This window comes from Pseudoxanthomonas sp. PXM01, from assembly GCF_014851815.1.
Taxonomy (GTDB): Bacteria; Pseudomonadota; Gammaproteobacteria; order Xanthomonadales; family Xanthomonadaceae; genus Pseudoxanthomonas_A.
In genome coordinates, this window is the sequence record NZ_JACVAJ010000002.1 from 1,354,371 (window position 1) to 1,377,801 (window position 23,431).

At 66.7% G+C, this 23,431-nt stretch carries 21 protein-coding genes; 3 read left to right on the forward strand and 18 right to left on the reverse strand.

The window, feature by feature from the left end:
- Positions 1-56: 56 nt before the first annotated feature.
- The 8 genes from atpD to IB230_RS15815 all read right to left on the reverse strand — a co-directional run bounded on the left by atpD (position 57) and on the right by IB230_RS15815 (position 6,719).
- Positions 57-1,463: a F0F1 ATP synthase subunit beta gene (gene atpD / locus IB230_RS15780; RefSeq protein ID WP_192273731.1), complete on the reverse strand. Its 1,407-nt coding sequence runs from the start codon at positions 1,461-1,463 to the stop codon at positions 57-59.
- Positions 1,464-1,502: 39 nt separating this feature from the next.
- The gene (gene atpG, locus IB230_RS15785; RefSeq protein WP_192273732.1) at positions 1,503-2,366 is read right to left on the reverse strand and encodes a F0F1 ATP synthase subunit gamma; all 864 of its coding nucleotides are present in this window, start codon (positions 2,364-2,366) and stop codon (positions 1,503-1,505) included.
- Between the two features lie 75 nt (positions 2,367-2,441).
- Positions 2,442-3,989, reverse strand: coding sequence for a F0F1 ATP synthase subunit alpha (gene atpA / locus IB230_RS15790; RefSeq protein ID WP_192273733.1), 1,548 nt, complete (start codon positions 3,987-3,989; stop codon positions 2,442-2,444).
- A 46-nt stretch (positions 3,990-4,035) separates the two neighbouring features.
- Positions 4,036-4,563, reverse strand: a complete 528-nt coding sequence (locus IB230_RS15795) for a F0F1 ATP synthase subunit delta (RefSeq protein ID WP_192273734.1) — start codon at positions 4,561-4,563, stop codon at positions 4,036-4,038.
- Between the two features lie 17 nt (positions 4,564-4,580).
- Positions 4,581-5,051, reverse strand: a complete 471-nt coding sequence (locus tag IB230_RS15800; RefSeq protein WP_192273735.1) for a F0F1 ATP synthase subunit B — start codon at positions 5,049-5,051, stop codon at positions 4,581-4,583.
- A gap of 106 nt (positions 5,052-5,157) precedes the next feature.
- A complete protein-coding gene (gene atpE, locus IB230_RS15805) occupies positions 5,158-5,457 on the reverse strand; it encodes a F0F1 ATP synthase subunit C (protein WP_055939490.1) in 300 nt (99 codons plus the stop codon).
- Between the two features lie 64 nt (positions 5,458-5,521).
- Positions 5,522-6,319 carry a F0F1 ATP synthase subunit A gene (gene atpB / locus IB230_RS15810; RefSeq protein ID WP_192273736.1) on the reverse strand — a complete coding sequence of 266 codons (798 nt, stop codon included), beginning with the start codon at positions 6,317-6,319 and terminating at the stop codon, positions 5,522-5,524.
- A gap of 28 nt (positions 6,320-6,347) precedes the next feature.
- Positions 6,348-6,719, reverse strand: a complete 372-nt coding sequence (locus IB230_RS15815; protein WP_192273737.1) for a hypothetical protein — start codon at positions 6,717-6,719, stop codon at positions 6,348-6,350.
- Between the two features lie 427 nt (positions 6,720-7,146).
- Here IB230_RS15815 and IB230_RS15820 point away from each other — a divergent pair, with 427 nt between their 5' ends.
- Together IB230_RS15820 and IB230_RS15825 are read left to right on the forward strand one after the other, a co-directional pair.
- Positions 7,147-8,088, forward strand: coding sequence for a hypothetical protein (locus IB230_RS15820; RefSeq protein ID WP_192273738.1), 942 nt, complete (start codon positions 7,147-7,149; stop codon positions 8,086-8,088).
- 97 nt (positions 8,089-8,185) lie between these two features.
- Entirely contained in the window at positions 8,186-8,389 is a 204-nt protein-coding gene (locus tag IB230_RS15825) for a DUF2061 domain-containing protein (RefSeq protein ID WP_192273739.1), read from the forward strand.
- 36 nt (positions 8,390-8,425) lie between these two features.
- On the opposite strand, the gene IB230_RS15830 is transcribed toward IB230_RS15825, so the two are convergent.
- From IB230_RS15830 to IB230_RS15875, 10 genes are all read right to left on the reverse strand, one after another.
- Positions 8,426-9,034, reverse strand: a complete 609-nt coding sequence (locus IB230_RS15830) for a hypothetical protein (protein WP_192273740.1) — start codon at positions 9,032-9,034, stop codon at positions 8,426-8,428.
- On the reverse strand, positions 9,031-11,169 hold the full coding sequence (gene lpdA / locus IB230_RS15835) for a dihydrolipoyl dehydrogenase (RefSeq protein ID WP_192273741.1): 2,139 nt from the start codon (positions 11,167-11,169) through the stop codon (positions 9,031-9,033). Before lpdA ends, IB230_RS15830 begins: the two co-directional genes overlap by 4 nt.
- 13 nt (positions 11,170-11,182) lie before the next feature.
- Positions 11,183-12,613 (reverse strand): dihydrolipoyllysine-residue acetyltransferase, encoded by a 1,431-nt coding sequence (locus tag IB230_RS15840; protein ID WP_192273742.1) that lies wholly within the window; start codon positions 12,611-12,613, stop codon positions 11,183-11,185.
- Between the two features lie 176 nt (positions 12,614-12,789).
- Positions 12,790-13,311: a DNA-deoxyinosine glycosylase gene (locus tag IB230_RS15845; protein ID WP_192273743.1), complete on the reverse strand. Its 522-nt coding sequence runs from the start codon at positions 13,309-13,311 to the stop codon at positions 12,790-12,792.
- Positions 13,312-13,314: 3 nt separating this feature from the next.
- On the reverse strand, positions 13,315-13,770 hold the full coding sequence (locus IB230_RS15850) for a DMT family transporter (RefSeq protein WP_192273744.1): 456 nt from the start codon (positions 13,768-13,770) through the stop codon (positions 13,315-13,317).
- 70 nt (positions 13,771-13,840) lie between these two features.
- Entirely contained in the window at positions 13,841-15,082 is a 1,242-nt protein-coding gene (locus IB230_RS15855; protein WP_192273745.1) for an MFS transporter, read from the reverse strand.
- Positions 15,083-15,223: 141 nt separating this feature from the next.
- Entirely contained in the window at positions 15,224-17,626 is a 2,403-nt protein-coding gene (locus tag IB230_RS15860) for a TonB-dependent receptor (RefSeq protein ID WP_192273746.1), read from the reverse strand.
- Positions 17,627-17,700: 74 nt separating this feature from the next.
- Positions 17,701-20,652 carry a beta-phosphoglucomutase gene (pgmB, locus tag IB230_RS15865; RefSeq protein ID WP_225589538.1) on the reverse strand — a complete coding sequence of 984 codons (2,952 nt, stop codon included), beginning with the start codon at positions 20,650-20,652 and terminating at the stop codon, positions 17,701-17,703.
- A gap of 304 nt (positions 20,653-20,956) precedes the next feature.
- Positions 20,957-21,991, reverse strand: coding sequence for a LacI family DNA-binding transcriptional regulator (locus IB230_RS15870; RefSeq protein WP_343227336.1), 1,035 nt, complete (start codon positions 21,989-21,991; stop codon positions 20,957-20,959).
- A 5-nt stretch (positions 21,992-21,996) separates the two neighbouring features.
- The gene (locus tag IB230_RS15875; RefSeq protein ID WP_192273747.1) at positions 21,997-22,446 is read right to left on the reverse strand and encodes a DUF1801 domain-containing protein; all 450 of its coding nucleotides are present in this window, start codon (positions 22,444-22,446) and stop codon (positions 21,997-21,999) included.
- A 302-nt stretch (positions 22,447-22,748) separates the two neighbouring features.
- On the opposite strand from IB230_RS15875, the gene IB230_RS15880 reads away from it, so the two are divergent.
- The gene (locus IB230_RS15880; RefSeq protein ID WP_192273748.1) at positions 22,749-23,381 is read left to right on the forward strand and encodes an OmpW family outer membrane protein; all 633 of its coding nucleotides are present in this window, start codon (positions 22,749-22,751) and stop codon (positions 23,379-23,381) included.
- The last annotated feature ends 50 nt before the right edge of the window (positions 23,382-23,431 follow it).

Below are 23,431 nucleotides of genomic sequence, written 5' to 3' on the forward strand. Positions count from 1 at the left end.
GGGCCGAAGCCCGCCGGACGTTCACGCGATGGCGGGACGGGCCCGCCGCGCGTCGCTTACGCCTTCTCGGCGAGCTTCTTGGCCTTCTCGACCGCTTCTTCGATGCCGCCGACCATGTAGAACGCCTGCTCCGGCAGGTGGTCGTACTCACCGTCGACGATGGCCTTGAAGCCGCGGATCGTGTCCTTCAGCGAGACGTACTTGCCCGGCGAGCCGGTGAACACTTCCGCCACGTGGAACGGCTGGCTGAAGAAGCGCTCGATCTTGCGGGCGCGCGACACGGCCTGCTTGTCTTCTTCGGACAGTTCGTCCATGCCGAGGATGGCGATGATGTCCTTCAGTTCCTTGTACTTCTGCAGCGTGGCCTGCACGCGGCGCGCGGTGTCGTAGTGCTCGTGGCCGATGACGTTCGGGTCCAGCTGGCGGCTGGTCGAGTCGAGCGGATCCACGGCCGGGTAGATACCCAGCGAAGCGATGTTACGGCTCAGCACGACGGTCGCGTCCAGGTGGGCGAACGTGGTGGCCGGCGACGGGTCGGTCAGGTCGTCCGCGGGCACGTACACGGCCTGGATCGAGGTGATCGAACCGGTCTTGGTCGACGTGATGCGCTCCTGCAGCACGCCCATTTCCTCGGCCAGCGTCGGCTGGTAGCCCACGGCCGAAGGCATGCGGCCGAGCAGTGCCGACACTTCGGTACCGGCCAGCGTGTAGCGGTAGATGTTGTCGACGAACAGCAGCACGTCCTTGCCCTTGCCGGACGCGTCCTTCTCGTCGCGGAAGTACTCGGCCATGGTCAGGCCGGTCAGCGCGACGCGCAGGCGGTTGCCCGGCGGCTCGTTCATCTGGCCGTACACCATCGCGACCTTGTCGAGGACGTTGGAGTCCTTCATCTCGTGGTAGAAGTCGTTGCCCTCGCGGGTACGCTCGCCCACGCCGGCGAACACGGACAGACCCGAGTGCGCCTTGGCGATGTTGTTGATCAGTTCCATCATGTTGACGGTCTTGCCGACGCCGGCGCCGCCGAACAGGCCGACCTTGCCGCCCTTGGCGAACGGGCACATCAGGTCGATGACCTTGATGCCGGTTTCCAGCAGGTCGTTGGCCGAGGACTGGTCCTCGTACGACGGGGCGGCGCGGTGGATTTCCCAATGGTCGGACGCCTGCACCGGGCCGGCTTCGTCGATCGGGTTGCCCAGCACGTCCATGATGCGGCCCAGCGTGCCCGCGCCGACCGGCACCGAGATGGCGCGATCGGTGTTCACGGCGACCAGGTTGCGCTTCAGGCCGTCGGTGGAACCGAGGGCGATGGTGCGCACGACGCCGTCGCCGAGCTGCTGCTGCACTTCGAGCGTGATGGCGGTGTTTTCCACCTTCAGCGCGTCGTACACCTTCGGCACTTCGTTGCGCGCGAATTCGACGTCAACCACCGCGCCGATGATCTGAACGATCTTGCCCTGACTCATTGCTGCATTCCTCTAGATGAATTCTTGTGACGAAGCGCGTCAGACTGCCGCCGCGCCGCCGACGATTTCGGAAATTTCCTGGGTGATCGCCGCCTGGCGGGCCTTGTTGTAGACCAGCTGCAGGGTACCGATGAGCTTGTTGGCGTTGTCGCTGGCGGCCTTCATGGCCACCATGCGCGCCGCGTGCTCGGACGCGATGTTCTCCAGGACGGCCTGGTACACCAGCGACTCGATGTAGCGCGTGATCACGTGGTCGAGCACGGTCTCGGCATCAGGTTCGTAGATGTAGTCCCAGTCGTGGTGCGCGACCTGCGTCTCCGACGCCGGCAGCGGCAGCAGCTGGTCGAACGCCGCACGCTGGGTCATCGTGTTGACGAAGTCGTTGTAGACGACGAACACGCGGTCCAGATTGCCTTCGGTATAGGCGTCCAGCATCACCTTGATCACGCCGATCAGCTGGTCGAGCTTGGGCGCATCGCCCAGGTGCGACACGCTGGCCAGCATGTTGACCTTGACCCGACGGAAGTACACCGAGGCCTTCTGGCCGATGGTGACCACGTCGACCTCGACGCCCTTCTCGTTCCACTGGCGGATCTCGCCCAGCATCTTGCGGAACAGGTTGTTGTTCAGGCCGCCGGCCAGGCCGCGGTCGGACGACACGATGATGAAGCCGACGCGCTTGACGTCCTTGCGCTCCACCATGAAGGGATGCTGGTAATCGGTGTTGGCCTGGGCCAGGTGGCCGATCACCTGCTTCATCGCGCGCGCGTACGGGCGCGAGGTCTTCATGCGCTCCTGCGCCTTGCGGATCTTGGAGGCAGAGACCATCTCGAGCGCGCGCGTCACCTTGCGGGTGTTCTGCACGCTCTTGATCTTGGTTTTGATTTCGCGTCCGCCTGCCATCTCTTCTTCCCGTAGAGCGGAGCTTGCTCCGCTTTGTGTCCGATCAGCGGAGCAAGCTCCGCTCTACACGTCGTATTACCAGGTACCGGTCTGCTTGAACTCGGAGATGCCCTTCTTGAAGGTACCTTCGATCTCGTCGTTCCAGTTGCCGGTGCTGTTGATCGTGTCGACCAGCGCGCCCTGGGTGTTGGTGAAGTGCGCGTGCAGCGCCTCTTCGAACGCCAGGACCTTGTTGACCGGCACGTCGTCCAGGTAGCCTTCGTTGACGGCGTAGATGGACAGCGCCTGCAGCGCGATCGACATCGGCGCGTACTGCTTCTGCTTCATCAGCTCGGTGACGCGCTGGCCGCGCTCCAGCTGCTTGCGGGTGGCTTCGTCCAGGTCCGAGGCGAACTGCGCGAACGCGGCCAGCTCACGGTACTGGGCGAGCGCGATGCGGATGCCGCCCGAGAGCTTCTTGATGATCTTGGTCTGGGCGGCGCCACCGACGCGCGACACCGAGATACCGGCGTTCACGGCCGGACGGATGCCGGCGTTGAACAGGTCGGTTTCCAGGAAGATCTGGCCGTCGGTGATCGAGATCACGTTGGTCGGCACGAACGCGGACACGTCGCCGGCCTGCGTTTCGATGACCGGCAGCGCCGTCAGCGAGCCGGTCTTGCCGGTGACCTTGCCCTCGGTGAACTTCTCCACGTACTCCTCGGAGACACGGGCAGCGCGCTCGAGCAGACGGGAGTGCAGGTAGAACACGTCGCCCGGATAGGCTTCGCGGCCCGGCGGACGCTTCAGCAGCAGCGAGATCTGGCGGTAGGCCACGGCCTGCTTGGACAGGTCGTCGTACACGATCAGGGCGTCCTGGCCGCGGTCCATGAAGTACTCGCCCATGGTGCAGCCGGAGTAGGCGCTGATGTACTGCATCGCGGCCGACTCGGAGGCGGTGGCGGCGACGACCACGGTGTGGGCCAGCGCGCCGTTCTCTTCCAGCTTGCGCACGATGTTGGCGACGGTCGAAGCCTTCTGGCCGATCGCGACGTACACGCACTTGATGCCGGTGCCCTTCTGGTTGATCACGGCGTCGATCGCCAGCGCGGTCTTGCCGGTCTGGCGGTCGCCGATGATCAGCTCGCGCTGGCCACGGCCGATCGGGATCATGGCGTCGACGGTCTTGTAACCGGTCTGCACCGGCTGGTCGACCGACTTGCGCCAGATCACGCCCGGGGCCACGCGCTCCACCGGCGCGGTCAGCGAGGTGCCCAGCGGGCCCTTGCCGTCGATCGGCTCACCCAGCGCGTTCACCACGCGGCCGAGCATTTCCGGACCGACCGGCACTTCCAGGATGCGGCCGGTGGTCTTGGCCACGTCGCCTTCGCGCAGGTGCTCGTAGTCGCCCAGGACCACGGCGCCCACCGAGTCGCGCTCCAGGTTCAGCGCCAGTGCGTAGGTGCTGTTGGGCAGCTCGATCATTTCGCCCTGCATGACGTCGGCCAGGCCGAAGATGCGCACGATGCCGTCCGACACGGAGGTGACCGTGCCTTCGTTGCGCGACTCCGCGGCCAGCTTGACCTTCTCGATGCGGGTCTTGATCAGGTCGCTGATTTCAGAGGGGTTGAGCGTGGTAGCCATGGGTAAGTCCTGTGTGCCGGCTTGCGCGCGGCGGTTCAATGGGAATTCAGTGCGTCAACGCGGACTGCAGGCGCGCCAGCTTGCCCTTCAGCGAGCCGTCGATCACCACGCTGCCGGCATCGATCACGGCGCCGCCGATCAGCGATGCGTCGACCGCCGTCTCGACCTCGACCTCGCGGCCGAAACGCTTCTTCAGCGCGACCTTGATCTGGTCGAGCTCGGCGGACGGCAGCGCCGTCGCCGAGGTGACCTTGGCCTTCACGATGTGCTCGGCCTCGGCCCGCAGCTCCTCGAACAGGCCCGCGATCTCCGGCAGCTGCGCCAGGCGACGCGCGTCGGCAAGCACGGCGAGGAAACGCGAGAACGACTCGCTCGCGCCTTCCGGCGCCAGCAGCGTCACCGCTTCGGCGGGCAGCAGGCGCGGGTTGGGCAGCAGCGCGGCCACGCGCGGGTCCGCCGCGGCATGCGCGGCGAAACCCAGCGCCTGCGACCAGGCAGCGAGAGCACCTTCGCCTTGCGCGGTCGCGAAAGCGGCGCGGGCGTAGGGACGGGCGACGGTAAGGGCCTGGCTCATCGATCAGATCGTCCGGATCAGATTTCGGCAGCGAGTTCGTCTAGCAGCGCCTTGTGGGCGTTGGCATCGATCTCGCGCTTCAGCAGCTTCTCGGCACCACTGACGGCCAGCGCGGACACCTGCTTGCGCAGATCCTCACGGGCACGCGTGGCGGCGGCGTCGATCTCGGCTTCGGCCAGCGCCTTCTGGCGGTTGGCTTCGGTGATCGCTTCGTTCTTGGCCGCGTCGACGATCTGATTGGCGCGCGCGTGGGCCTGGTCGATGATCTCGTTGGCCTTGACGCGAGCTTCCTTCAACGCCTCGTTGACCTTTTCCTGGGCCTGCGCCAGATCCTTCTGGCTGCGGTCGGCCGCAGCGAGACCTTCCGCGATCTTCTGCTGGCGTTCTTCGATGGCAGCCAGCAGCGGCGGCCAGATTTTGGTCGCAATGATCCAGATCAGACCGGCGAAGGCCAGCGCCTGGGCGAACAGAGTGAGATTGATATTCATCGTAAACCTGCCGGTGATGAAGGGCCCGCGCTCAACGCGCCGGCCCAGCTACGCCTGATGACTGATCGTGGACGAAGGGCCCACGATCAGGCGTGCACGCGACGGATCAGCCCGCCAGCTTGGCCAGCTGCTCGGTGAAGATCGTGATGAACGGGCTGGCGAAGGCGAACAGCAGGCCGACGGCGACCGAGATGATGAACGCGGCGTCGATCAGGCCGGCGGTGATGAACATGCGCACCTGCAGGACCGGGATCAGTTCCGGCTGACGGGCAGCCGATTCCAGGAACTTGCCGGCCATGATGGCCAGACCCAGACCGGCGCCCAGCGCGGCCAGGCCGATCATGATGCCGATGGCGAGGGCGGTCGAAGCCTGGACCTGGGCGAGGTTGGTGAGGATGCTTTCCATGGTGATCTCCGGAACTTAAGTACTTGAAGGTGGATGGTAAAAGGCGAAACGGTGAAGCGGAAACTCAGTGGCTGTCTTCCGACAGGCTCAGGTAAACGATCGACAGCATCATGAAGATGAAGGCCTGCAGCGGGATGACGAGCAGGTGGAACAGCATCCAGCCGAGGCCGAACGCGGCGCCGCCGAGCATGCCCACGATGCCCGCGCCGCCCAGCACCCAGATCAGCAGGAAGACGATCTCGCCGCCGAACATGTTGCCGAACAGTCGCATCGCCAGCGAGATGGGCTTGCTGACCCATTCGACGATGTTGAGGATCAGGTTGAACGGCATCATCCACTTGCCGAACGGCGCCGTCAGGAATTCGTGCGCGAAGCCGCCCAGGCCCTTCGAGCGGAACGCGAAAACCAGCATCAGGAAGAACACGCTGATCGACATGCCGAGAGTGGCGTTGACGTCGGCGGTCGGGACCGGCTTCCAGTAGTGCACGCCCATCAGTTCGAGCGGCTTGGCGATGAAGTCTGCCGGAATCATCTTCAGCAGGTTCATCATCAGGATCCAGAAGAAGATGGTGATCGCGATCGGCGTCACCAGCTTGCTGGTCCCGTGGTAGGTGTCTCGGGCCTGCTTGTCGACGAACTCGAGCATGATCTCGACGAAGGCCTGCCACTTGCCCGGCACGCCGGCGGTCGGCCTGCGGGTCGCCATCCAGAAGGCGAACACGATGACCAGGCCCATCAGCACGGCGGTCACGAAGGTGTCGACGTTGATCGTCCAGAACGGACCTTCACCGCCCACCTGGGCCGTGAGGTTCTTAAGGTGGTGCTGGATGTAGCTGGTGGGAGTGAGAGCTTCGCCCGCCATGAGTCGGAAACCTTTCGTCTAGATTGGGTTATCGCTGCTTGCCGGTCGCGACCAGCACCTGTGCCACCAGTCCGGTGATCACGCCTGCCAGCAACGGCAGCGGGGGCAACTTGTACAGCCCCGCGCCCATCACCAGCACGCCAATCACCACGACCCACTTCACCACCATCCCCGCGACCAGCCTCAATACCGCCGAGACCGCCCCGAGGACACCACCGCCGAAGGCCATCCAGGCCGCCAGCAGTGCGCCAACCACGATCGCCAACCCTCCGACGGCCGCCGCAACCGCCTGGGGCACGCCCCACAGCAGGAACAGCAGCGCGACCAGCAGTACCGCCCCCGTCTGCCAGACAGCGGCGCGCAACACCAGCCGCCGACCCGCAGCGACGGAATTCAGCACACGAAAGCCCTACGGAATTGGCGGGGTACGAGGCGGTAATGCGCCTCGCCGAGCCGCAAAAGTATAGCAGCGGGACAATTTCCGGGACAACCGCCAAAGGTCGAAAGCTGGCCTCCGGGCACGATCGGGCCGCAGCCCCTGCCCTGTCTGGGTGTAACCGTTTCCCTATTCAGAATTTTCCCGGAAATTTTTCGGAACTTTGCCGGAAACCGCCTGTCAGTCCCTTCAAGGCCTGCTGCTCAACTTCCTCGTCCGATGCTCCGCCACAGGCCTTCCACGAAGCCCCGGCTGCCCCCGGGGCTTCACTTTTTGTGGCGTCCGGATCGCGCAGGCAGGCGGATCCAGGCCTTCGTCGTTCATCCAATTCACTCCATGACGACCCCCGTGCCGTGAGGGTTGGGTTCCCCCCTCGACGCATGGAGCGCCCATGAACCGCCCTCGCCCCCACCGCACGCCCGTCTTCGCTGCGGTCCTCGCCTGCCTGCCGCTGACCTGCCTCGCAGGCGCCGCCTTCGCGCAGGATTTCGCCGATGACGCCCGCTTCGAAGTCCGTCTGTCGGCTTTCAATCCCGAAGCCAACATCCGCCTCGACGGCACGGGTGTCGCCACCGATGGGGAGCAGACGGAAGACCTGTCGGCCTCCGGCGGCATCGACTCGGACGGGCGCTGGCGGCCGCGCGGCGAGTTCGCCTTCAACATGACTCCGCGGCAGTCGCTGCGCCTGAACTATTACGACTACCGCCGCAACCAGTCCTGGAACTTCGACGGCGACTGGATCGATCCCGGCAACCTCTTCAACGAGGTCGACATCCCCGGCGAGCCGGTGGAAGTCCCGGCGGTGGACATCGATGGCCGCCTCAGCTTCGAGCTGGCCAGCCTCAATTACGAGTTCGCGGTCGTGGACACGCCGCGGTTCCAGTGGGGCCTCGGCGCCGGCGTCACCCACGCCGTGCTGGAAGCCCGCGGCACCGGCACCAGCACGGGCACCGGCGACGTCGACCCGCAGTGGGAGTCGTTCCGCTGGAAGAAGGACGGCACCTCGCCCAACCTGCATACGCGGGTGAGCTGGGCGCCGACCCCGCGACTCCGGGTCGAGGCGCAGGCGCAGTACCTGGATACCCGCTGGGGCGACTTCGTGGACGAGCGCGGCCACTTCGAACGCGGCGGCCTGCTGGTCGAGTACCTGGTCACCGAGCGCCTGGGCATTCACGTGGGCTATGACTGGTTCCGTCTGAAGCTCAGCAACGATTACACCGGCTCGTTCGATGCGCCGCCCGAATCGGGTGTCGGCACGGTCGATGTCGCGGGCAAGGTGACCGGACAGTTCAAGGTGCATGGGCCGATGGCGGGCGTGACGTTCCGCTTCTGATCGATAGACATTGACTATCGACCCGAGCAGAACGTTTCATTGGACGACACACGCGGGGCGCCCATACTTGAGACCAGTTCTCATCTGGAGCCCCGCCGTGAACAAGACCCTGAGCTTCGCCATCCTGCATTTCGCGGTGGCCTTCACCTTGGGCTACCTGTTTACCGGCAGCCTGCTGGTCGGTGGCGCGCTGGCACTGATCGAGCCGGCCACCAATACGGTGGTCTTCCACTTCCATGAAAAGGTGTGGAAGCGGATCGAGGCGCGGCGCGCGGCGAAAGCGATGCCCTTGCCCGCCTGAATCACATAACGAAAGAGTACGAATAGAGCGTCTGTTCTACGGATTGCCCTGGGCCTTGTCCAACGCCCGGGACTGACGTCTGCGCTGGATGCATGTCGCATCGTCGGAAGACGGCCCCGAATCCAAGTCACAGGGATGCATGGGGCGACCTGACGCGACGTTTTCGCGCAGGCCTGCCAACAGCAGGTGATCGAAGCCCAGGTACGCCCCCAGATTCACGATCCGCGACTCGCATGCCGTCGGCTTAAGCACCGTGCCCGGCTGATCCCAGAACAGCAGCAGGAAATCTCCCGCCGCGACGCCCCTCGTGCAACCGGTTGCCAACTCGTATTCCAACCGGGGAATCCCTACGAGCGCCTTGCCCTTGATCTGCTCCACCAGGACATAACGAGCAACGGCTCCCCCGATTTGATACGGGATTCCGTACAACCTGGCCGACGAGGGAGTGTCGCCAAGAAAGTCGCGCAGAGCGGACTCTCGCACCAGTTCAACAGCGGAAACCCGGACCAACGCGACGTAGGCATTCCGCGCCGCCAGATCATCAAGGTCACGCGAGCCCACCGGGCCACAGGTACACGCCAGCGCGGCAGCGCTGGAGGCCAACAAGGCCCCCGCCAACCAGACGCGGGCCAGCAGACGGATCACTTCTTCTTCGGGATATACAGATCGGTGATGGTGCCTTCGTAGACTTCGGCCGCCATCGCCACCGATTCGCTGAGCGTCGGGTGCGGATGGATGGTCGCGCCGATGTCGCCGGCCTCCGCGCCCATCTCGATGGCCAGCGCGAGTTCGCTGATCAGGTCACCCGCATGCACACCGACGATGCCGGCACCGATGATGCGGTGGGTGTGCTCGTCGAAGATCAGCTTGGTCGAACCCTCGCCGCGACCGATACCGACCGCGCGCGCGGACGCCACCCACGGGAACTTGCCCACGCCGATCTTCAGGCCCTTGGCCTTGGCCTCGGTTTCGGTCACGCCAACCCACGCGATCTCCGGATCGGTGTAGGCCACCGACGGGATCACGCGGGCGACCCATTCCTTCTTCTCGCCGGCCGCGACTTCCGCCGCCAGCTTGCCCTCGTGCGTCGCCTTGTGCGCCAGCATCGGCTGGCCGACCAGGTCGCCAATGGCGAAGATGTGCGGCACGTTGGTGCGCATCTGCGCATCGACCGGCACGAAGCCGCGATCGGTGACGGTGACGCCGGCCTTGTCGGCATCGAGCTTGCCGCCGTTCGGCGAGCGGCCCACGGCGACCAGTACGCGATCCCACGTGCCCGACTCGAGCTCCGGCTTCTGGCCTTCGGTCGCGCTTTCGAAGCCGACGGTGATGCCCTTCTTCGAGGCCTCCACCTTGGCGGCCTTGGTCTTCAGGTGCACGGCCACGCCCTGCTTCTTCAGGCGGTCGGCGAGCGGCTTCACCAGGTCCTTGTCGGCGCCCGGCATCAGCTGGTCCATGAACTCGACCACGGTGACCTCAGCGCCCAGCGCGCGATACACCGTCGCCATCTCCAGGCCGATGATGCCGCCACCGACGACGAGCAGCTTCTTCGGCACGTCGGCCAGCTGCAGCGCGTCGGTGGAATCCATCACGCGCGGGTCGTCCCACGGGAAATTCGGCAGCTTCACCGCCTGCGAACCGGCGGCGATGATGCACTGCTCGAAGCGCAGCAGCTGCGTCTTGCCGTCGCTGCCGACGATCTCCAGCTCGTTCGGCGAGACGAACTTCGCCACACCGGTGACCGTGCGCACCTTGCGCTGCTTGGCCATGCCGGCCAGACCCTTGGTGAACTGGCCGACCACCTTGTCCTGCTTGAAGCCGCGCAGCTTGTCGATGTCGATCTTCGGCTTGCCGAAGCTGATGCCGATGTCCTCGGAGTGCGAGGCTTCCTCGATCAGCGCCGCCGCGTGCAGCAGCGCCTTCGACGGAATGCAGCCGACATTGAGGCAGACGCCGCCGAGCGTTTCGTAACGCTCGATCAGCACGGTATCCAGGCCGAGGTCGGCGGCGCGGAACGCGGCGGTGTAACCACCGGGACCGGAACCGATGACGACGATGCGGCACTCGATGTCGGCGGGCTTGCCGGTACCCAGCGCCGGCTTCGGTGCCGAGGTCGCCGGTGCGGCAGGCGCCGGGGACGGGGCCACCGGCGCAGCCTTGGCCGGCGCCGCCGCAGCGCCCTCACCTTCCAGGATCGCGACCAGGCTGCCTTCGGCCAACTCGTCGCCGAGCTTGACCTTGATTTCCTTCACCACGCCGGCGGCGGGCGACGGCACTTCCATCGTCGCCTTGTCGGACTCCAGCGTCACCAGGCCCTGGTCCTTCTTCACCGTGTCGCCCACGGCGACCAGGATCTCGATGACCGGCACGCCGTCGTAGTCGCCGATGTCGGGGACCTTGGCTTCGATCAGGCCACCGCCACCGGCCGCCGCAGGTGCAGCCGGCGCTGCCGCGACAGGCGCGGGAGCAGCAGCAGGTGTCGGCGCGGGCGCGGCGGGAGCCGCCGGCGCGGCCGATGCCGGTGCGGACGCCGCAGCGCCTTCGGCTTCCAGCACGGCCACCACGCTGCCCTCGGACAGCGCGTCGCCCAGCTTGACCTTGAGTTCCTTCACCACGCCGGCGGCCGAGGACGGCACTTCCAGCGTGGCCTTGTCGGATTCCAGCGTCACCAGGCCCTGGTCCTTCTTCACCGTGTCGCCGACAGCGACCAGGATTTCGATGACCGGCACATCGCTGTAATCGCCGATGTCGGGGACTTTGACTTCGATCGTGTTCGCCATGGTCTCGGTCTCCTTACAGCAGCACGCGGCGCATGTCGCCGAGCAGCTGGGCGAGATAGGCGGTGAAGCGCGCGGCGGCGGCGCCGTCGATCACGCGGTGGTCGTAGCTCAGCGACAGCGGCAGCATCAGGCGCGGCTGGAACTGCTTGCCGTCCCAGACCGGCTGGATCGACGACTTGGACACGCCGAGGATGGCGACTTCCGGTGCATTGACGATGGGCGTGAACGCCACGCCACCGATGCCGCCCAGCGAGGAAATCGAGAAGCAGCCGCCCGACATCTCGGCCGGACCCAGCTTGCCTTCGCGCGCCTTCTTCGCCAGTTCGCCGCTTTCCTGTGCGATCTCGTTGACGCCCTTCTTGTCGACGTCGCGGATCACCGGCACGACCAGGCCGTTCGGCGTGTCGGCGGCGAAGCCGACGTGGAAATACTTCTTCAGCGTGAGGTTCTCGCCGCTGGCGTCGAGCGACGCATTGAAATCGGGGAACTTCTTCAGCGCCGAGACGCTGGCCTTCATCAGGAAGGCGAGCATGGTCAGCTTGATGCCGGCCTTCTCGTTTTCCTTGTTCAACGCCACGCGCAGCGCTTCCAGGTCGGTGATGTCGGCGTGGTCGTGCTGGGTGACGTGCGGGATCATCGCCCAGTTGCGCGCGAGGTTGGCGCCGGAAATCTTCTTGATGCGCGACAGCTGGACGACTTCGGTCTCGCCGAACTTGCTGAAGTCCACCTTCGGCCACGGCAGCAGGTTCAGGCCGCCACCGGCGGCTGCCGGTGCGCCCGCTGCGGCAGGCGCGGCCACGCCGCCCGCCAGCGCGCCCTTGACGTACTTCTGCACGTCTTCCTTGCTGATGCGGCCACCGCGCTCGGTGCCCGTCACCTGATGGAGGTCCACACCCAGTTCGCGCGCGAACAGGCGCACCGCGGGGCTGGCGTAGGCGACCTTCTCCGGCAGCACGCGGTCCGCATTGAACTCGACCGGCGGGGTACGCGGCGGCGACGCTTCGGGATCGATACCCGGCTTGTCGTCCAGCACGCGCGAGGCGGCGGGTGCGACGGCCGGGGCGGCGCGCTCTTGCGCGATCTCGCGCTGGGCGATCTTGTCCGGCGTCGGCGCCACGGCGACCGGTTCGACCTTCGCGCCGGTCTCGGCGGCGGGCGTCGGGGCCGGCGCGGCGGCGGCCGGCTTGGTCTCGGCGGCGCCCTCGCTGGCTTCGATCAGCGCGACGACGGCGCCTTCGGCGATCTCGTCGCCCAGCTTGACCTTGATCTCCTTCACCACGCCGGCGAACGGCGACGGCACTTCCATCGTCGCCTTGTCCGACTCCAGCGTCACCAGGCCCTGGTCCTTCTTCACCGTGTCGCCCACGGCCACCAGGATCTCGATCACCGGTACGCCGTCGTAGTCACCGATGTCGGGGACTTTGGCTTCCTTGATGTCGGACATGGCGTTACTCCGGTGGGGGCGTGAAGAGGGGAACCCCTATTGTGGCCGCCACGGCGCGATGCGCCAACCATTCCTTGGTGTTATTTGCTGTCCATGGCGGGACATTGCGGGCCGCGACCGACACAGTGGTATCGCTTTGGTTCGACACTCGCGCGGCACGATACGCCGCCGCATTGTCAGCCGCGGGTACGCAGGAATGGCGCAATCGCGTCCCAAGCTGCGCTCAGTCGCGCGTGCTGGAAGGCGGCATTGGCGGGACTGGTGGAGGGCAGTGCCAACAGGGTCGGCCGATGCGCCTGCGGCAACTGTGGCTCGACATGGCGACGGAACGACTCCGCAGCCTTGCTGCCGTTCAATGCGATCGCCACGATGCTGCGATGCGCCACCAGCAGGTCGGCCACCGGATTGGCGACCTCGCTGCCGCGCACGATGCGGGCATCCAGGCTGCCACGACGTTCGCACTGGCCGAGGACATCCCACAAGCCGACACCGGCGTCATGCAACGCCTGCATGCGAACCTCGTACGGAAGGTCCGCGGAAAATCCGCCCAATGCCGCCATCAGCGGCCAGAACCGGTTGCGGGGATGCGCGTAGTAGTGGGCCGCCTGCAAAGAGGCATCGCCCGGCATCGAGCCCAGCACCAGCACGCGGCATTCCGCGCCGACGCTCGGCGGCAGGCCGGTCAGCAGATCACCCATGCCTCAGCCGCCCGCGGACTGCCAGGGCTTCACCACCAGCAGCGCACCGGCGACCACCAGCAACAGGCCGACGACGCGCACGGCGTCCACCGGCTGCCGTGCATGCAACACGCCGTAGTGGTCCAGCACCACCGAACCCACCAGCTGCCCGGCGACCACCAGGCAGATCAGCGATGCCGCGCCCAATCGCGGCACCAGCAATGTCGCGGAAGCGACGAACACCGCACCGATCACCCCGCCCGTCCAGGCCCACCACGGCACTTTGGCCAGTGCGGCAGGCACGAACACCGGCCGTGTCAGCAGCCACCACGCCAGCAGCACGCCGGTACCGACCAGGAAGGACGACAGCGAGGCGAACAGCGGCCCGAAGCTCTGCCGACCGAGCGACGCGTTGATCAGTGCCTGCAGCGGCAACAGCATGCCGATGAAGAGGGCCAGGGCCACGCCGGTCGCGTTCATGCGTCGTCTCGTGTTCGGGGGCCGACACGATACGCCACCCCACCGGCGAGGCGGCGTCAACGCGCGTGCATCACGCCGCCTGCGGAACCCCCGGACGCCTCGACACCGCGCGCTGCAGCAGCGCCATCGACACCAGCAGCATCGCCATCGGCGCCAGCAGCAGGTAGAACGCCCGCGACCCGTCGAAATGCGCGAACAGCTGGCCGGTGACATACGAACCGGTGGTGCCGCCCAGCGCGGAGAACACCACGATCAGGCCCGTCATCGCCGCATGCCGCGACTTCGGCAGCGCACTGAGCACCACCGAGTTGATCGCCGGATAGATCGGCGCCATCAGCAGGCCGATCATCGGGAACACGTACGCGGCGGCCGGTGCATTCCACCACGTCATGCCCTCACGCGCCTGCACGTTCGCCGCCAGCGGCAGGGCCAGCAGCACCAGCACCGCCATCGCCACCACGCAGCCCGACAGCAGCCAGAACCAGGGAACGCGCCGCAGCAGCACGCCGCCGCCCAGCCGTCCCAGCGCCAGCGAACCGGCGAAGATGCTGGCCGCCTGCACGCTGAGCGTGGTGGGCAGGTGCAGGATTTCGCGGTTGAAGGTGGGCAGCCAGGTGTTGATCGCCTGCTCCATCAACACATAGAGGAAGGCCGACACCAGGAACACCACCACCAGCGGCAACGCCAGCAGGCGGAACATGTCGATGAACGACTCACTGGCGGCATGACCATCCTGCGCCGCCCGCTCGTCCAGCGTGCAGGTGGCCAGCAGCACGACGACAGCGACGCACATCGCCGCCAGCACCCAGTAGACGTCGAGCCAGACCGGATCGCCCGGCATGTCGGGATTGATGAAGGCCGCGAACAGCCAGGCGCTGCCGAGGATGCCGACCATGAACCAGCCTTCCACCGTGCTGGTCAGCGCGGCGTGCGCTTTGGGCCCGTCGGTCAGCAGCCCGATGCTGGAGTAGACCGACACCTTCACCAGCGCGAACGCGATGCCCACCGTGGTGAACAGCAGCTTGGTCGCCCAGAACGCCTGCAGCAGCGGCATCGCCGCGCAGGCGGCGGCGACCAGCAGCAGGCCGAGCATCATCGCGCGGCGGTAGCCGAGCCGCGGCAGGAACGAGGCGATCAGGAACGAGGTGATCGCGATCGGCAGATCCTTGAACGCCTCCAGCAGGCTGGCGTCGGTCTTGCTGATGCCGAAGCCTTGGATGGACTGCAGGATCACCGTGCCCACGGAGTTCAACAGCATGGCGAAGATCATGTAGGTCAGGATCATCGCCAGGATCATGCGGGTGCGCGTCATGGGCGGTACCGGTCGGCTCGCGGGAGATGGAGTCGCCGTCCCGCGGCGCCTCCATCCATATCGGAAAGAGTATCCGCCACCGCGCCGGGAGAGACGGCGCGACGGCGGACGACGGCCCACGCAGGCGTGGGCCGCGGTACCTCACCAGCGGTAGGCGACGGACGCCTGGTACGACGTACCTTCCAGCGGACGGCCCATGAACACACCGCCGCTGGTCGCGTTGCCCAGCACGCGCGCATTGCCCTCGGTCAGCGCGATCTCGTCGGTCACGTTGCGGCCGGAGAAGGTGAACTCCCAGTGGTCGCCCACGTGCGCGCTGGCACCGATGTCCCAGGTGTCGTACGACGGCAGCACCTGGCCGTTCGCGGGATCGGAGTACCGGTCGCCGACGTGCGTGTAGGTGGCGAACGCCTTCAGATCACCCCACGGCAGCGACCAGTAGTAGCTGGGCGTCAGCCGCGCGCGGAACTTCGGCTGGCGCACCACCTGGTTGCCGTCGTAGGTGGCGAAATCTCCGTACTTGGCGCGCAGCCAGGTCGCGTTCCACGCCAGTTCGAAGCCGCCGGCGGGACGCCACGCACCCTCGAACTCCAGGCCGCGCGCCTTCGAGTCGCCGATGATCACGACGTTGTTGCCGTTATTGTCGAACGCCTGGTAGCGCAGGCCGGTGAAATCGTTGAAGAACGCGGTCAGGTACATCTCGTACGTCTCGCCGCCGGCCTTCAGGCCCAGCTCGTACTGGTCGATCTCCGTCTTGTTGTTGGCGCCGTCGCGCAGGTTGTCGAACTGCGGGAAGGTGAAGCCCGAGTTGACCCGGCCAAACAGGCTGACGTTGTCGTTGAGCGTGTAGTTCAGGCCCGCCGTCCACGACACGTCGCTGTCGTTCTGGTCGATGCTGCGCGGCGTGGTCGAAACCGACGTGGCGTTGTCATACAGCGTGTTCGGATTGCCGTCCAGGTCGACCGTGATCGGATCCCACACCGTGCCGTTCACTTCCTGCCGCTCGTAGCGCACGCCCGCATCCAGACGGATGCGATCGTTGACCGTCCACTCGTCCGCGACGAAGAAGGCGGTGTTCTGGCCGTCATAGTCGCCACGGATGTTGTAGAACGCGTTGCCGACAAAACCATCGCGCGTCGCCACGCGACCGTCCGACAGCGCCAGGTTCACCCGGCGGGCGTTGTCCTGTGCCGTCAGCAGCATGTTGTTGCCCAGCCACCAGCGGTCTTTGGACGAGTAGTCGGCGTAGTACACGCCGAAGGTCAGGGAGTTGCTGTCGGTCAGATCGACGCTGAAGCGCAGGTCGTTGGTGAACGAGCTGATCTCCTTCTCCACCACCCAGAAGCCTGCCGTCAGCACCTGCTGGTTCGGATCGACCGCGCCGCCGCCATTGACGAACGTACCGGTGCCGGTCACACCCGCGCCGTACGTGTCGGTGATGTAGGACGATAGCGTCTGCGGATTGGCGCCGGTGAACAGCGCATAGGTCGGCGCGTCGCCCTTGATGTAATTGAACTTGTCGCTGATGGTCCAGTTGCCCACGTACCAGTCCAGCGAACCGCCGAACACGTCGATGTCCACGCCGCGACCATCGGCCAGGTCGCGCGTCATCGTCTGGTTGCCCACACCGGTCGGCAGCGTCACGCGACGGAAATCGTCGCCGACCAGCGTGCCGGTGGTGGCGTCCAGGCCGGGGAAGCTGGAAATGTCCTCACCGTTGTTGCGCGAGACCAGCGGCACCGCGGTGTAGAAGGTGTTCTTGTCGTCGGTGTGGCGCGCGTAGAAATTGAACTCGCCCTCGGCCCAGCGCTTGGTCAGCGTCGCGCTCAGCTGGCCGCCCTTCTCCACCGGGAAGCCGGTCTGGCGCACGCCGTCGGTCTCGCGGTAGAAGCCACCGACGCTGTAGTACCAGCCGCTGTCGGCGCTCAGCGGGCCGCCGCTGTAGAAGTCGACGCGGCGCAGGCTGTCGGTGCCCAGCGTCATGCGTACCAGGCCCTCCGGCGTGTCCTCGCCCTTCTTCTGGATGAAATTGACGGTGACGCCCGGCTGGCCGTTCGAGTAGATCGGGCTGGGGCCGCCACGCAGGCCTTCGACGCGCGCGATGGTGTCGTCGATGCGGAACAGCGTGGTGTTCTCGAGGAACGACAGCGTCGGCGGCGGGAAGATCGGCGAGCCGTCCAGTTGCAGGGTGAAGAACGGCGCATCGCCTTCGGACGGCATGCCGCGCACGAAGACGTTGGCGCCGGTGCCGCCGCCGCTGGCCTCGGCCCAGACGCCGGGCACGATCTTCAGCAGGTCGGCGGTGCTGGTGGGCGCGGTTTCCTGGATCTGTTCGGGCGTCGCGGTGCTGATCGAGAAGCTGGCGTCACGCTTGCGCAGGCCCTTGAACTTGGCCGTGCCGCTGACGACGACGGCGTCCAGCGTGGTCGCGTCGTCCTTCGCCGCCGCCGGAGCGGCGTCCTGGGCGGCGGCCAGCGTCGGCGCGAGCGCCATCGCGATGGCGGCCGACAGGGCGTAGCGCATCGGGTGCTTGCTGTGTTTCATGGTCTCTCCCTCCACGTAATGCGTTTGTTGTTGTAGTGACAGGCTGACGCCGCGGCTTCTGTGGCCTCGTGCGGTCAAGGCGAAACGAACGTCCTCAGATCGAAATCGGCGATGCGGGGAATCACGGCATCCGCGTGGCGCAGTACGCGCGCATCGCCGATGCCGATGGCCGCCATGCCGGCGGCATGGATGGCTTCGATGCCGGCGGCTGCATCTTCCACGCCGATGCAGCGGTGCGGCGGCACGCCCAGTGCGGCGGCGACATCCAAGAAGATCGCCGGATCAGGCTTGGCGCGGACGATGCGGCCGGCGTCGGCGATGTAGTCGAAGCAGTCGGCGATGCCCAGCTTGTCGAGCAATGCCGGCGCGTTGCGGCTGGCCGAGGCGAGCCCCAGCTTCAGGCCGGCTGCGCGGGCGGCGTCGAGCACCTCGCGCACGCCGTCGAACAGGTCCTGCGGACCGACGCTGGCGATTTCCTGCACGTAGTAGCCGTTCTTGGTATCGGCCAGCGCGCGCTTCTCGTCGGCGGAATACGTACGCGATGCACGCTCGAGGATGATCTCCAGCGACGCCATGCGGTCCACGCCCTTCAACCGCTCGTTGACCTGCAGGTCGAACGGCACGCCGATCTCGTCGGCCAGCCGCTTCCACGCGCGGTAATGCGTGTGCGCGGTATCGGTCAGCACGCCGTCCAAGTCGAAGACCAGCGCATCGCAGGCCCGCGGGAACGTCGCCTTCGGCGGCGCGGGTACGGCCAGCGGCAGCACGGTTTCGCGCTCGCGCGTCAGCATCACGTCGCTGCCGCCGTGACGGAAGGTAAGCACGTCGCCCTCGTCCAGCCGGTAGCGCACGCCTCGCGCCTCTACGTCCACCCGCAGCGCGCAGCCGCGCCAGCGCAGGTTGAAACCGTAACCGGTCCATGCGGCCGGCAGCGTGGGCGCGAAGTGCAGCCGACCCGCCGCCACGCGCAGGCCACCAAAGCCTTGCACCAGACCCAGCCAGCTACCTGCCATTGCGGCCATGTGCACGCCGTGGTCGGTGTTGCCATGCAGATCATCGAGGTCCACGCGCAGGCTGGCGTCGAAGTAGCGCCATGCCTTTTCGTCCTGGCCCACTTCGCTGGCGAGAATCCCGAACACCGGCGCCGACAGCGTGGAATCGTGCGTCGTCACCGCTTCGTAGTAGTCGAAGTCGCGTCGCTTGGTACCCGCGTCGATGCCGTCGCCGGCCAGCACCAGCGCCATCGCCACGTCGGCCTGCTTGCAGACCTGATGCCGGTACAGCGTGAGCGGGTGGTAGTCGAGCAGCAGCGGACGGTGCGGCCCTTCGCGTTTGGCGAACGGCCAGCGCGGCTTCCCCAGGAAATCGTCGTCCTGCGGATGGATGCCCAGCACCGCGTCGACCGGCAGGTACATGGCGTCGGCGGCGCGCTGCCATAGCGCGACTTCGTCCGCGTCCAGCCCGATGCGCGACGCCAGCGCGTCCAGCGCCTGCGGCCGCTCGGCGGACAGCCTCGACCACGCGTCCACGGCGCGCTGCAGATGCCGCTGCGCCATGCGGTTGGTGTACCAGTTGTTGTTGACCAGGGTGGTGTATTCGTCCGGCCCGGTGACTTCATGGATGCAGAACGCACCGCCGAGCCGCGGATTGAAATGCCCGGCCTGCGGCCAGATGCGCGCGGTCTCGAAAAGAATCTCGGCGCCAGCCTCGCTGAGGAAGTCGAGATCATCGCTGGCGTCGAGATAAAGCCCGATCCCGTACGCGATGGCGGCGTTGATGTGGTACGCCGCCGAGCCGCTGGGATAGTGCGCGGAACACTCGCGACCGGCGATGGTGCGCCACGGATACAGCGCACCACGCGGATGGTTCATCGCACGCGCAGTGTCGCGCGCGCCGTCCAGCGTGCGGTAGCGGTACATCAGCATCGCGCGGGCCACGTCCGGCGCGGTGAACGCCATCACCGGCAGCACAAACGCCTCGGTATCCCAGAAGCAGTGGCCTTCGTAGCCTTCGCCGGTGATGCCCTTGGCGGCGGTGCCGGTGATGCCGTCGCGACCCGCAGACTGCAGCAGGTGGAACAGGTTGAAGCGCAGCGCGAGTTCCGCCGCGGGATCGCCGTCCACCGATAGGCCGGCACGTTGCCAGAAGGCCTGCATCGTCTCGGCCTGGGCCGCGGCGATGGCTTCGAAACCAGCCGATGTTGCGCGCGTCAGGACCACATCCACGCCATCGGCGGCGGTGCCGTTGCCATCGTCGTACGCAACGAATTTCTCGATCACCACCGACGCGCCCGGTTGCAGCGTGGCGACGAAGCGCTGCTCGACGCGGCCTGCTCCGGTTGCCGCACCTTCGAAGACGAGGCCGTCGGACAGAGAATGATGCTGCGCGCAGACCAGCGTCATGGCGCTGTGGTGCGTGCGCTGCGCGAGCCGCGCGCCGTCGGCATCGGCGTGTTCGTCCGACGCCAGCAGGTCCTGGCCACCGTGCACGCCGATACGCGGATCGTCGCCCTGCTCAACCGCTTGGCGCCCGGTCTCGATGGACGAAGCCAGCGTCAGCGGACCTGCGTAGTCGATGGAGGCCACTTCGAAACGGATCGCCAGCAGTGCGCGTTCCGCCAAGGGCACCACGCGCTGCGCGGTGATCTCCAGCGTGTGGCCTTGCGGCGTCTTCAGGCGCAGGCGGCGATGCAGGGCGCCGGCCTCGAGATCCAGCGTGCGCTCGAAGTCGAGCCATTCGGCTTCGGACAGGCGAAGCGGCCGGTCGCCGAGCTGCAGCCGGATGTGCTTGCCCTCGGCCACCGGCACGCGGGTGTCGGTGCTGCGGGTGAACCCCGGGAAGCGCTCGTGGTAATGGATCGGGTTCCGTTCGTACACGCTCGACAGGAACGTGCCGTCGCTGGCGCTGTCGCCCTCCTCCAGCGCACCGCGCACGCCCAGGGTGCCGTTCGCCAGCGCGAACAGGGTCTCGTCATGCGCGGCGCGTGCCGCGTCGAAGCCCCGCTGCGTGAGCCGCCACGGGTCCATCGGACCCTGACGCTCCTGCGCAGCCATTGCTCCTGCCTTTTCCGAACGATCTTCCACCGACATCCCCGTGCTGGCCCAATCCTTCCCGGGCGGGCAGCCCGGGGCGGAGGCAAGCTAGAAGTCGTTGTTATCGATGTCAAGTTATCGATGTCAGGTCACGCTCGGACTCAGCGAATGCACGGTCGGACGCCTTTCCGTCCGCGCGGAAAGATCATGCTGTTCAATGACTTGCTTCGGAATCGCCGGCACGCGGTGGCCACGACTGTCCACCGGGTGGACGCTGCGATGCAGCACCCTCCAGCGCTCAGGTCGCGCGGACCACCAGGTGGGTCGGCAGGGTCTCAGAGGCGGCCGCCTCGCCCTCGATCAGGGCCCGGACCTTGCGTGCCAGCAGCACGCCCGCATCGATGAAGTTCTGGTGCACCGAGGTCAGCGGCGGTACGTAGGTGGCCCCCAGCGGGGTGTCGTCGTAGCCGATCACCGAGACGTCTTCCGGCACGCGACGGCCGCGCTCGATCAGCGCACGGATCGCGCCGATGGCCAGCAGGTCGCTGGCGGCGAACAGGGCATCGACCTGCGGATGTGCTTCCAGCAGTGCGTGCACGGCTTCCGCACCGGCGCCGACGGTGAAGCTGCCGACGGTCGGCGTCAGCGGGGTGATGCCATGCCGCGCCAATGCGCCCGCGAAGCCTTCCAGCCGCTCGGCAAACTCGCCGTGCGCCGGATCACCGAGGAAGGCGGGACGCCGCCGGCCGAGCGCAATGAAACGCTCCGCCGCCAGGGCGCCACCGCGCTGGTTGTCGCTGCCCACCACAACCTGCGATTCGTGCCGGCTCACCGCGCCCCAGACCACCATCGGCCGCCCCCAGCGCTGCACGGCGTGCATGGCGTCCTCGTGCGCGCCCTGGCCGAGCAGGATGACGCCGTCGGCCGCCTGCACGTTCGGCAACGAGCCGCCCTGCAGCGACGTCAGCAGCACGCTGTAGCCGGTGGAGGTGAGCTCCTGGGTGATGCCGCCCAGCAGGTCGAGCGGATACGGGCCGGACATCTGCCGCTCCACGGTCGGCTTCATTTCCACCACCACCGCCACCGTCATGCTGCGGCGGAGCTTGAGGTTGCGTGCGCTCACGTTGAACGCATAGCCGTATTGCTGCGCCACCTGCCGCACCCGCTCTCGGGTCTCGGCATTGACCAGCGGACTGTCGCGCAGCGCGCGCGAGACGGTGATCGCGGAGACGCCGGCCACCTTCGCCAGGTCCGCCATCGTCAGATGGCTGCCGGGGACAGGCAGCTCCGTCTGGGCGCGTCCGGTGCGCGGCTTGCGTTTGGCAGGGGGCATGCGGGTCACGTCCGTGCGCGGCTGGCTTCGTAGTGTGCAATATGCGCGTCCACCGGCGTCGATGCGATCACGCTGCCGATCACGTCGGGCAGCAGGTCGTCCAGCGCCTTGAACCGCAGGCAGCTCTTGCCGATGTCCAGCCTTTTCCCGGCATCCGCGTAGGCGTTGCGCAATACCACGTCCTGCACGGAGTTCGCGTAGCACGTCGTCAGGTACAACGCGTAGTACTGCTTCTGCGCCGCAAGCGCGACGTACGACAGCGGCTGCTTGTTATAGGTGGTCGGGTAGCGCGTCAGCGGGATCTCCCAGCTGACCATGCCCCAGCTCATCGTTTCGACATACCCCTCGGGCATGTGCCGGTTGACCAGGTCGCGAACGGCCGACACGACCGCGCGCCGGTCGTCCGGCAGCTCCGCCAGGTACTCGTCGACCGTCTTCGCCTTGCTGCTCGCCATGGTCACCACCCCGTGTTACGCGAACAGTAGCGCAGCCGCGTGGCCGCGTCATGCATTGCGATGCCCGCGCACGGGGTACACGCCGCTGAACGATTGCGGCCATCGCGCTCAGCGTCATGCAGACACCGTGAAATGCGCACCTGCTGACCCATCGATTCCGCTGCATTGTCGATCGGTTCACGTCGCGGCGTAGTGGGCATTCATGCGCGGCTGGTTACGGTGCGCTCGCCCTGACGGCCACGACGCATCACGCATCGCATCATCCGTCAGGGATATAAGAAAACAGAACAGGAGATTCCTGCATGACGTCCATTCGAACCCTCACGATTGCCCTGGCTTCCCTCATCGCCGTTCCGGCCTTTGCGCAGGACGCGAGCGCGGATACGGCATCCGATGCTTCCGGCAAGCGTTTCGCCGTCGTCGGCGGCGCCGCCATCCTCAAGCCCGATCGCGATCCGGCGCCTGGCCTGAAGATCGATGGCGATGTCGCCCCCGTGATCAGCGCCAGCTGGTACGCCACCGACAACGTGGCGGTGGAACTGTGGGGTGCCGCCGACAAGTTCAACCACCGCGTCAAGGCCGATGGTCCGGGCAAGATCGGCACCGTCGACCAGCAGCCGATCGCGCTGAGCGGCCAGTACCACTTCGGCACGCCCGACAGGGTGATGCGCCCGTTCGTGGGCCTGGGCTATTACGAATCCAACTTCAGCAACGAGAGCATCGGCGGTGATGGTGCCCACGTGGGTCTGGAGACCGCCAAGGGCGCCATGGCCACGGCAGGCATGGACTTCAACATCAACCCGACGTGGTTTGCCCGTGCCGATGCGCGCTACATGAAGGGTGACGCCGGCGTGCGCGTCGGCGGCCAGGGCACTGGCGAAGAACTGACGATCGACCCGTGGGTCGTGGGTGTGGGTATCGGCGCGCGCTTCTGATCCATCGCGTCAGCGCGTCGATACGGCGGCGGGCCTCCGGGTCCGCCGCC

What these genes read in the sequence shown, in the direction of transcription:
- atpD (WP_192273731.1), bottom strand. Translation starts at nt 1,463, where the DNA reads ATGAGTCAGGGCAAGATCGTTCAGATCATCGGCGCGGTGGTTGACGTC.
- atpG (WP_192273732.1), bottom strand. Translation starts at nt 2,366, where the DNA reads ATGGCAGGCGGACGCGAAATCAAAACCAAGATCAAGAGCGTGCAGAAC.
- atpA (WP_192273733.1), bottom strand. Translation starts at nt 3,989, where the DNA reads ATGGCTACCACGCTCAACCCCTCTGAAATCAGCGACCTGATCAAGACC.
- IB230_RS15795 (WP_192273734.1), bottom strand. Translation starts at nt 4,563, where the DNA reads ATGAGCCAGGCCCTTACCGTCGCCCGTCCCTACGCCCGCGCCGCTTTC.
- IB230_RS15800 (WP_192273735.1), bottom strand. Translation starts at nt 5,051, where the DNA reads ATGAATATCAATCTCACTCTGTTCGCCCAGGCGCTGGCCTTCGCCGGT.
- atpE (WP_055939490.1), bottom strand. Translation starts at nt 5,457, where the DNA reads ATGGAAAGCATCCTCACCAACCTCGCCCAGGTCCAGGCTTCGACCGCC.
- atpB (WP_192273736.1), bottom strand. Translation starts at nt 6,319, where the DNA reads ATGGCGGGCGAAGCTCTCACTCCCACCAGCTACATCCAGCACCACCTT.
- IB230_RS15820 (WP_192273738.1), top strand. Translation starts at nt 7,147, where the DNA reads ATGAACCGCCCTCGCCCCCACCGCACGCCCGTCTTCGCTGCGGTCCTC.
- lpdA (WP_192273741.1), bottom strand. Translation starts at nt 11,169, where the DNA reads ATGGCGAACACGATCGAAGTCAAAGTCCCCGACATCGGCGATTACAGC.
- IB230_RS15840 (WP_192273742.1), bottom strand. Translation starts at nt 12,613, where the DNA reads ATGTCCGACATCAAGGAAGCCAAAGTCCCCGACATCGGTGACTACGAC.
- IB230_RS15845 (WP_192273743.1), bottom strand. Translation starts at nt 13,311, where the DNA reads ATGGGTGATCTGCTGACCGGCCTGCCGCCGAGCGTCGGCGCGGAATGC.
- IB230_RS15850 (WP_192273744.1), bottom strand. Translation starts at nt 13,770, where the DNA reads ATGAACGCGACCGGCGTGGCCCTGGCCCTCTTCATCGGCATGCTGTTG.
- IB230_RS15855 (WP_192273745.1), bottom strand. Translation starts at nt 15,082, where the DNA reads ATGACGCGCACCCGCATGATCCTGGCGATGATCCTGACCTACATGATC.
- IB230_RS15860 (WP_192273746.1), bottom strand. Translation starts at nt 17,626, where the DNA reads ATGAAACACAGCAAGCACCCGATGCGCTACGCCCTGTCGGCCGCCATC.
- pgmB (WP_225589538.1), bottom strand. Translation starts at nt 20,652, where the DNA reads ATGGACCCGTGGCGGCTCACGCAGCGGGGCTTCGACGCGGCACGCGCC.
- IB230_RS15870 (WP_343227336.1), bottom strand. Translation starts at nt 21,991, where the DNA reads ATGCCCCCTGCCAAACGCAAGCCGCGCACCGGACGCGCCCAGACGGAG.
- IB230_RS15875 (WP_192273747.1), bottom strand. Translation starts at nt 22,446, where the DNA reads ATGGCGAGCAGCAAGGCGAAGACGGTCGACGAGTACCTGGCGGAGCTG.
- IB230_RS15880 (WP_192273748.1), top strand. Translation starts at nt 22,749, where the DNA reads ATGACGTCCATTCGAACCCTCACGATTGCCCTGGCTTCCCTCATCGCC.